General features: G+C 40.2%; 9 protein-coding genes. 7 read left to right on the top strand and 2 right to left on the bottom strand.

From position 1 onward, the window contains the following. Positions 1–249 precede the first annotated feature (249 nt). From BZG78_RS15180 to BZG78_RS15145, 7 genes are all read left to right on the top strand, one after another. The gene (locus BZG78_RS15180) at positions 250–819 is read left to right on the top strand and encodes a DUF4365 domain-containing protein (RefSeq protein WP_158011565.1); all 570 of its coding nucleotides are present in this window, start codon (positions 250–252) and stop codon (positions 817–819) included. Further along, complete coding sequence (locus BZG78_RS15175) at positions 816–1,976, top strand: hypothetical protein (protein ID WP_077661687.1); 1,161 nt, start codon at positions 816–818, stop codon at positions 1,974–1,976. Before BZG78_RS15180 ends, BZG78_RS15175 begins: the two co-directional genes overlap by 4 nt. A 128-nt stretch (positions 1,977–2,104) precedes the next feature. Continuing rightward, positions 2,105–2,506, top strand: a complete 402-nt coding sequence (locus BZG78_RS15165) for a GFA family protein (protein ID WP_077461008.1) — start codon at positions 2,105–2,107, stop codon at positions 2,504–2,506. Positions 2,507–2,604: 98 nt separating this feature from the next. Next, entirely contained in the window at positions 2,605–3,126 is a 522-nt protein-coding gene (locus tag BZG78_RS15160) for a hypothetical protein (protein WP_077661685.1), read from the top strand. A 79-nt stretch (positions 3,127–3,205) separates the two neighbouring features. Beyond that, positions 3,206–4,282 carry an HNH endonuclease gene (locus BZG78_RS15155; RefSeq protein ID WP_077661684.1) on the top strand — a complete coding sequence of 359 codons (1,077 nt, stop codon included), beginning with the start codon at positions 3,206–3,208 and terminating at the stop codon, positions 4,280–4,282. A gap of 137 nt (positions 4,283–4,419) precedes the next feature. Next, a complete protein-coding gene (locus tag BZG78_RS15150) occupies positions 4,420–6,105 on the top strand; it encodes a hypothetical protein (protein WP_077661683.1) in 1,686 nt (561 codons plus the stop codon). A gap of 101 nt (positions 6,106–6,206) precedes the next feature. Beyond that, positions 6,207–6,521, top strand: a complete 315-nt coding sequence (locus tag BZG78_RS15145) for a hypothetical protein (protein WP_077576987.1) — start codon at positions 6,207–6,209, stop codon at positions 6,519–6,521. Between the two features lie 121 nt (positions 6,522–6,642). Here BZG78_RS15145 and BZG78_RS15140 read toward each other — a convergent pair whose 3' ends face one another. Continuing rightward, the gene (locus BZG78_RS15140) at positions 6,643–6,915 is read right to left on the bottom strand and encodes a type II toxin-antitoxin system mRNA interferase toxin, RelE/StbE family (RefSeq protein ID WP_077661682.1); all 273 of its coding nucleotides are present in this window, start codon (positions 6,913–6,915) and stop codon (positions 6,643–6,645) included. Further along, entirely contained in the window at positions 6,908–7,186 is a 279-nt protein-coding gene (locus BZG78_RS15135; protein WP_077661187.1) for a type II toxin-antitoxin system RelB/DinJ family antitoxin, read from the bottom strand. Before BZG78_RS15135 ends, BZG78_RS15140 begins: the two co-directional genes overlap by 8 nt. Positions 7,187–7,307: the final 121 nt, after the last annotated feature.

Raw genomic sequence — 7,307 nt, 5'->3', positions numbered from 1 at the left:
ATAAATGTAAGTGCAGTGATAATGTGCACGCCTTACCAGTGATAGGCGGCATGCACACTTTCTCGGGAAAGAGACAGACATCAAAAGCGAAAAATTATTTAATAACAGACAGTTAAGAAACAAAAGACGCGTGTAACGGTTTTGGGAAAGTGAGCGTGCGCGCTAATACAATGTTAGGGCTTTCATAGAGCATTTTTGCTCATATTTAGAATGATGTATGAAATCTCTAGACTTGATTTGAGAATAATAATGGAAAATGAATCATTGGTGGAAACTGGACAGAGCTTGGCTAGGCTTCCTGCTTCCTATGGCTTACATCTTACAGATGCTCAAGAGCGATTTAGCTCTGCCTATGTAAAGCTGATGTGTGCGGCTGCGAAGATTAATTATAGTGAACCGACGACTGATAATGAAAGCATCGATATCGAACTCATTGGTAGAGGTTTTCAAGGTCGTTGGAAAAAACCGAGAATTTTGGCACAACTCAAGTGCACATCTAACTACAAATATATAGATATGGAAAAACAAGAGCTGAGTTTTCCACTACCTATAAAGAACTACAATGATCTAAGAGAAATTGATGATCTTCCGAAGATTTTGATCGTTGTTTTCTGCCCTAAGGATAATCAGGAGTGGGTTCAGCATTCATCACTCCAGTCGAATGTAAGATTTTCTGGCTATTGGATTAGCCTAGAGGGCGAGCCGGAAGTCAGCAATAAAACTAGTGTGACTGTTAAAGTTCCTTTTTCTCAAGCTTTTAACAATCTCACTCTGATAGAATTGATGAAACAATATAGCGCTAGAGGGTTAATCATATGAGTACTCAATTACCTCTAAATGATGTGACCAAATACTTAGCTGAAAATGGCTGGCACAAATCATCTGAAATTAGAGATACATTTCAGATTTGGCATAGTCACGAGTTTCCGGAGTCAGAAGTTACGCTCCCTTTGAGTGAAGATCATAAGCGCTATGAGGCACTTCTATTAGACACAATAGAGGAGTTGTCTGAATACCTTAGAGTGTCTCATGAAGCTTTGATCAAACAAATATCACCGTTAGACTTTGATGCCATAATGGTTAGAGCGATTGCTGATGATGTTCAAAATGGCTCAATCCCATTTGATGATGGAATCAAGCTTTTATCTTCTGCTTATAAGTTGCTTAAACATTGTTCAAGTAAAATCCAAAAGTTCAAGAACAAGAGTAAGCACTTGGGTAGTTATTACAACCACATTGGAATGGGGCAAACACAGATAGGTAGTTATGTTGTAGCTATCCACTCTCCTCTATACCGTGTAAATAGCGAAGAAGAGCCAAAGTTGTTCGACAGCAATACATCTCTTGGCAGGATGATTAATAAGCTGTTCTATTCGAAGTTGGCTAAAGTCTCTTCAGTGTTTGCGCTTGAGTCTGATATTGATGTGATTACTCAGAAGCTACTCGAGTTAGGCATAGACAAAAAAGATTGTGATGCGCTAATAGATATATTTGGTTTTAAGGCTCATAGAGATATCGAAATCAAAGTCAACTGGTCATCAAAAGAGTTCATTGAAGAGAAATACAATAGCCCAATATCGTTTTATTCTAGAGATGCTCAAAAGATTGTTGAATACCGAGAAGTTTTGAAAGCAAAGAAAACGGAGAGAAGTATCCAACTCTCTGGGGAAGTCGCTGATTTGCATAGAGGCTACGACGATGACTTAGGGCGAGCTAAACTTAGGACGAAATATCAGGATAGAGAGGTTAGTGTTTCATTTACGGTTAGTGAAGATCTTTATCCAATAATAGCTCACGCTCATGTAGCTAAAAAAGTAGTGACGTTAACTGGCGAGTTGGAAGCAGTCAAAGTTGACAATAGAATGTCTGCTAATTTTAAATCGCTCACTGAATGGAAAGTGTGTGAGAACCTAGAAATCAAAGAACTGGATACAGAGCAGGAAAGCCCTAACAAAGCGTTTAAGAGTGATTCGTAACGCGTGGCATTTTTGCTTTGCGGTAACTTCAGTGTTTAAGGCGCAATGCCGAAACTTCGGTATTGCGTTACTCACACCTTAACGCGGCGTTATGTGTATTTCATCCACAGGCCATAGAAGGAGTTCTGATGACTGATCATTTCGGTTCTTGTCTGTGTGGTACCGTGAGCTTTGAGTTAACAGGTGATTTCGATAGCTTTTACCTGTGCCATTGTCAGCATTGCCAAAAAGATACGGGGTCGGCTCATGCGGCAAATCTATTCTCACAGTCAGCTAAATTGGCCTGGCGGTCGGGTGCAGATGCTGTGACGTCCTTTACGCTTCCAGGCACTCGTCATAAAAAAAGCTTTTGTAAGTTGTGTGGCTCAGCATTGCCAAGTACTCAGATCCCAGGATTGCTCGTCGTTCCGGCAGGATGCTTGGATACTGAAATCTCTATGGCGCCAACCGCGCATATCTTTTCATCCAGCAAAGCTGTTTGGGACGAGGGGTTAGGGGACGTACCAAAGTTTGAGGGGCTGCCAGAGTGAGCTACCATCACATAACCAGTGGCTGTTGGCGGACGAACCTACGCTGCGCTCCGGCACGCCGCAAAGCCAAGCGTTAGCTCACCATAAAAAGAGAAAATATGTTAGAAGTTTTGAATGTTATTGGTACTTGGTTAGCGGGAATTGGTACTATTGCGGCTGCAGTGACGTCGCTTTGGTTTGCTCGGCGTGAAAATAAAATTGAATTGGCTGTCAAAGTAGACTACCGACAATTGGTTACGCGAGGACAGAGTGAAGCAACTGACTTATTGAGAATTCATGTCGTAAATAAAGGTGTACGCCCAGCAAATATAACTAAGTTGGGATGGTTCGTCGGTAGGTTCAAAAATAAAAAGCACTTAGTCCAACTCTTAGGTGATGTAGAGTCAGATACAATCCCTAAAATGCTTTACGAGGGTGAAGAAGCAAATTTTCTTATTCACTTATCACGTGAGAATAAGCCATTTGTGTGGATTGAAAGTTTCATTAAAGATGTTTTACAACCAAACCCTAAAAAACAATTAAAAACCTTAAGACTAATGGTTTATACGTCTGTAGGTCAAAATTTTAAAACTAAAATTGATCACAGTCTTAATAATTTATTTCTCAATCACATAAGCTAACAAAAAAATGCAGGGGACGCAAAAATCCGCGCTCCTGATTTTAGGCGTTATGTGAATTTATTAAGATAGAAGGTGCAAAATGGCCATATGCTTGTTGGATGGTGTATTCGATGGTTGTGAAGGGGAAGCTGGAAGCTTAGAACACATAATTCCTAACGCAATTGGTGGAAGACTGTCTAGTAATAAGTTGATCTGTAGGAACTGTAATTCTAAATCTGGAAATAGATGGGATGCAGTATTATGCAATCAATTTTCTTCTCTTTGTGTTTTCTTTGGGGTAACCAGAGAGCGCGGGGATGTTCCGAATTTGCTACTGAAGAATAAGGATGGCCAACAAAATGTCATCTCACCTGATGGCCGGTTTCAACCGAGAAAGCCAGAGTTTTCGGAGCAAGACATAAATGAAAATGAAATAAAAATTACAGTTAAATCTAACAACACAAAAGAAGCGAAAAAAATAATTAAGTCATTGTGCAGTAAGAATAAGTACAAAGCAGACATTTCTAGCATGGAGTATAAAGAGACTTTATGCGCTAGCGACGGACTAGATACTACATTTAGCTTTGATTTAGCGGGAGCAGAGGTAGGTCGTTCAATCGCAAAAATGATGTATCTGTATTCAATTGAAGTTGGTTTAGAAAAAGATACTGCCCAAAATATATATGACTATTTATCTGTCTCCAATGCCCCCCAATGTTTTGGTCCTTACTACGATGAAGATATCGTTGTAGATCGTTCAGATAATGTCCCTACGCATATAGTGTCTCTGTGTGCGAAAAATAACAAGGTTATTGGTTACGTTGAATTATTCGGCCTATTTNACATATCAGATACTTATACAAATGCTGAACTCTGTGAGAGTTATTGCCTAGATCCCGTATCAGGCCGTGAGTTAGATGTAATTATTGACTATGAAAAAATTGAAAAGGAAGTAAAAGAATATTTAGCTCCAGATAGAACTACATTTTTGAAATCAGAAAAGTGGGTTGGTGAAAAAATGCCTATCTTTATGAGTCCGTGGTTAAATAAAAATAAGGAGCGTACGCTGAAATTGATACAGGAAGAGGTATTGGCCGAGATATCGTCATTAGAGTTTCTCACTGAAGAAGATCTAGAGTCTGCGATCGAAGCTGTAATGGACAATAAATTCACATAACAATAAATTTAAGCAGATTCGCAACGCTTGGCATTTTTGGTTTGAATCAGCTTTAGTGTTTACGGCACAATGGTTTAGGTAGGTGGTAGCGTTGCTCACTACTTAATTTGGCGTTATGAACTTAGGGAGGGAGTCTTGTGTCGATCAAATTAGTTCATAAACAGATAGATAAATTTCTCGGCAGCACGACCCCTGAAGTTCTCGCGATTCGAGGGAAATGGGGCGTAGGAAAAACGTTTACGTGGAATCAATTTTTGGTTGACGCTGCACATCGCAATGCAGTTGGCTTGGAACGCTATTCCTATGTTTCTCTCTTTGGTATCAATTCCCTCGATAGCCTGAAATTTGCAATGTTTGAACAAGTTGTCGATATTGAGGTAATTGATCACAAGCCGAGCATTGACACCTTTAGGAAAAGTACAGAAACCTTAGGAAAGTCCCTTGGAAGAAAGTCAATTAGAGTTATCCAAGGGCTGCCATATGTTAAAAACGTTTCTCTTGCTCTTGAAGCTGTTTCATTTCTTTCCTTGAAAAACACGATTATTTGCATTGATGATCTAGAACGAAAAGGGGATGATCTAAAAATACGTGATGTTTTAGGTTTAGTTTCTCTGCTAAAAGAACAAAGAGACTGCAAGGTCGTTCTTATACTCAACGACGATTCCTTCGAAAAAACTGAGAGTGAACAGCTAGATCGATATCGCGAAAAGGTGATTGACTTTGATGTTCTACTCTCTCCTACCTCAGATGAATGTAGCGAGATAGCTCTTAATGAAGATTTTGAATATTTGGATATTTTAAAGAAAAATGTATTGAGTTTAGGTGTAAGCAACATAAGAATAATTAGGAAAATGCTGTACCTTTCCAGATCTGTAGCTCCTCTTCTCAAAGATTACGAGGCCGAAGTTACCTATCAAGCCATACATAGCCTCGTGTTGTTCGCACTCTGCCACTTTCAACGAGACGATAGTTCGATTCCGTCGATAGACTATGTCCGGCATATCGGATATTCACTTTGGGGCCTTGGAAAAAATGAAGAAAGTGACGAAGAGAAGAAGTGGAATTCTTTGTTACGTTCTTATGATTTTCAAAACTGTGATGAGTTTGATTTAGAGATAGCTGATGCAGTGGTTAGGGGGTTTTATGATGAGTATAAGCTTATTACTGAAGCTGAGAGTCTCAATCAAAAAATAGTCGCAGACAAAGTAGAGGGCTCGTTCAAGCAAGCTTGGGAAAAATACCATAATACGTTTGACGATAATGAAGAAGAGCTTGTCCACGCTTTGTATGAGGGTTTCAAGAAAAGCTCAAAATATATAAGTCTCCTTAACCTAAATGGCACAGTAGGACTTCTTCGTGATTTGGGGCATAGTGATAAGGCTGATGAACTAATTGAACTTTATGTTGCAGAGAGAGAAGGGAATCCAAAATCTCTTAATCTTGAGATGTACCCATTTTCAGACGATATTCAGGATAAGAAAATAATTCAAAGATTTGACGAGATTGTAAGTAAAGCCGTTGATAATCGCTCTTTAGAAGACGTTGTCAGCAGCTTAGTTGGCACTAACGGATGGAATCGATCTGATATTGAAGTTCTATCGCGGGCATCTGTGGACGATTTCTACACACTTTTCAAAGGCACGAAAGGCCCGCAGCTAGGTCGTTATGTCGAGGTTTGTTTGCAATTTTTCCGCATCGGCAATATCGGCGATAAAGAAAGAAAAGTTTCAGAGAATGCTCGAAACGCTTTAATAAAAATTGGGAAAGAGAGCACGCTGAACCGGAGGCGAGTTTCAAAGTTTGGGGTTAAAGTGGATGACTGATCATAACCAGTGCAGGCACAGCGACGCCCATTACATTGCGCCTTCGGCTCCATTCCATGGGCGCGCGTGCTGCAAGAGCGTTAAAAGTCATCGAGTATCGCATGAATAATTGGAAAGCATCATTTTTCGTCACTCTTACACTTCTGGTCGGTAGTAATCTGTTTTGGCTGTATTCCGCAATTGATGCTGGCATTACATATACATATCAGCAAGTAAGCCTAGATGATCTAAATGATGCCCATAGCTTTCTGGGTGATCTTGTTGTAAAAGGTGGCAAGGATTATTCCCAAAAAGATATTCTGCATTTGGTGCGGCAGTCCTATCCAAATGCATTCATTGTCGAAGATGGCAACAAAATTATCGTAAACAATGTCACGTTCACCTTTGAAGGCGGCAAACTTAGCAAGGTGTACTAGCGTGGAAACTTTTAACAAGGCAAGTCAACCTGACAGCTTACACTCCGTTTGTTTTTATGCGGGAAAAGCATCGCATAGAAACAAACTCCATTACATCTGCAGTTGCTTGCGGCGTTACATGTTATCGAAATAGTTCGGAATGGGTGCCAATTCGAGCCAGTTTGAGAGAGGTGTCATCGACTTTGTAAATCAAAACTAAATCCGGTTTTACGTGGCAATCTCGATAATTCTGCCAGTTTCCAGACAAAGAATGATCAACGTATTTTTCCGGTAGTGTTTCCCCGAGCTGTAATTGTTTAATGGCATGACCGACTTCAACTACATCGGGAATCGAAAGTTTTGCTATTTTCTTGAAGTCCTTTTTAAATTGTCTTGAGTACTCGAGTTTAAGCATTGTCGGTCCTACCGATATTGAATTCTTCGAATAGCTCTTCAATATTGCTGGCGGTATTTGCCTTGCCGGACTCGAGCTCGGAGATGGCTGAGGCTGTTGCTGCATTGGGTTGCTTGACTTTAAGCTCAAAGGGTATGCCGCCGTAATTAACGACCGCTTTGGCAAAAAGCTTTATTGCTTGAGAGGGGCTAAGTCCCATGTTCTCGCAAACGTGAGTAAACGCTAACTTGGTGTCGTGGTCAATTCGGGTGCTCAGCATTTCGTTTTTCATAACATCACCAAATATGTGAATCTGTAATACAATGTGATACAAAGTATAGCAAAAGCATGTGACAATGCCAAGCAGGGCGACCCATTTTTCGTTGTTCCTGCGGCTTCACTACACATGGGCA

Source organism: Salinivibrio sp. MA351, assembly GCF_001996065.1.
GTDB lineage: Bacteria > Pseudomonadota > Gammaproteobacteria > Enterobacterales > Vibrionaceae > Salinivibrio > Salinivibrio costicola.
This window is presented reverse-complemented; position numbering and strand designations above follow the sequence as displayed.

Coding starts and splice junctions, on each gene's coding strand:
- BZG78_RS15175 (WP_077661687.1), top strand. CDS start 816: ATGAGTACTCAATTACCTCTAAATGATGTGACCAAATACTTAGCTGAA.
- BZG78_RS15160 (WP_077661685.1), top strand. CDS start 2,605: ATGTTAGAAGTTTTGAATGTTATTGGTACTTGGTTAGCGGGAATTGGT.
- BZG78_RS15140 (WP_077661682.1), bottom strand. CDS start 6,915: ATGCTTAAACTCGAGTACTCAAGACAATTTAAAAAGGACTTCAAGAAA.
- BZG78_RS15145 (WP_077576987.1), top strand. CDS start 6,207: ATGAATAATTGGAAAGCATCATTTTTCGTCACTCTTACACTTCTGGTC.
- BZG78_RS15135 (WP_077661187.1), bottom strand. CDS start 7,186: ATGAAAAACGAAATGCTGAGCACCCGAATTGACCACGACACCAAGTTA.
- BZG78_RS15180 (WP_158011565.1), top strand. CDS start 250: ATGGAAAATGAATCATTGGTGGAAACTGGACAGAGCTTGGCTAGGCTT.
- BZG78_RS15165 (WP_077461008.1), top strand. CDS start 2,105: ATGACTGATCATTTCGGTTCTTGTCTGTGTGGTACCGTGAGCTTTGAG.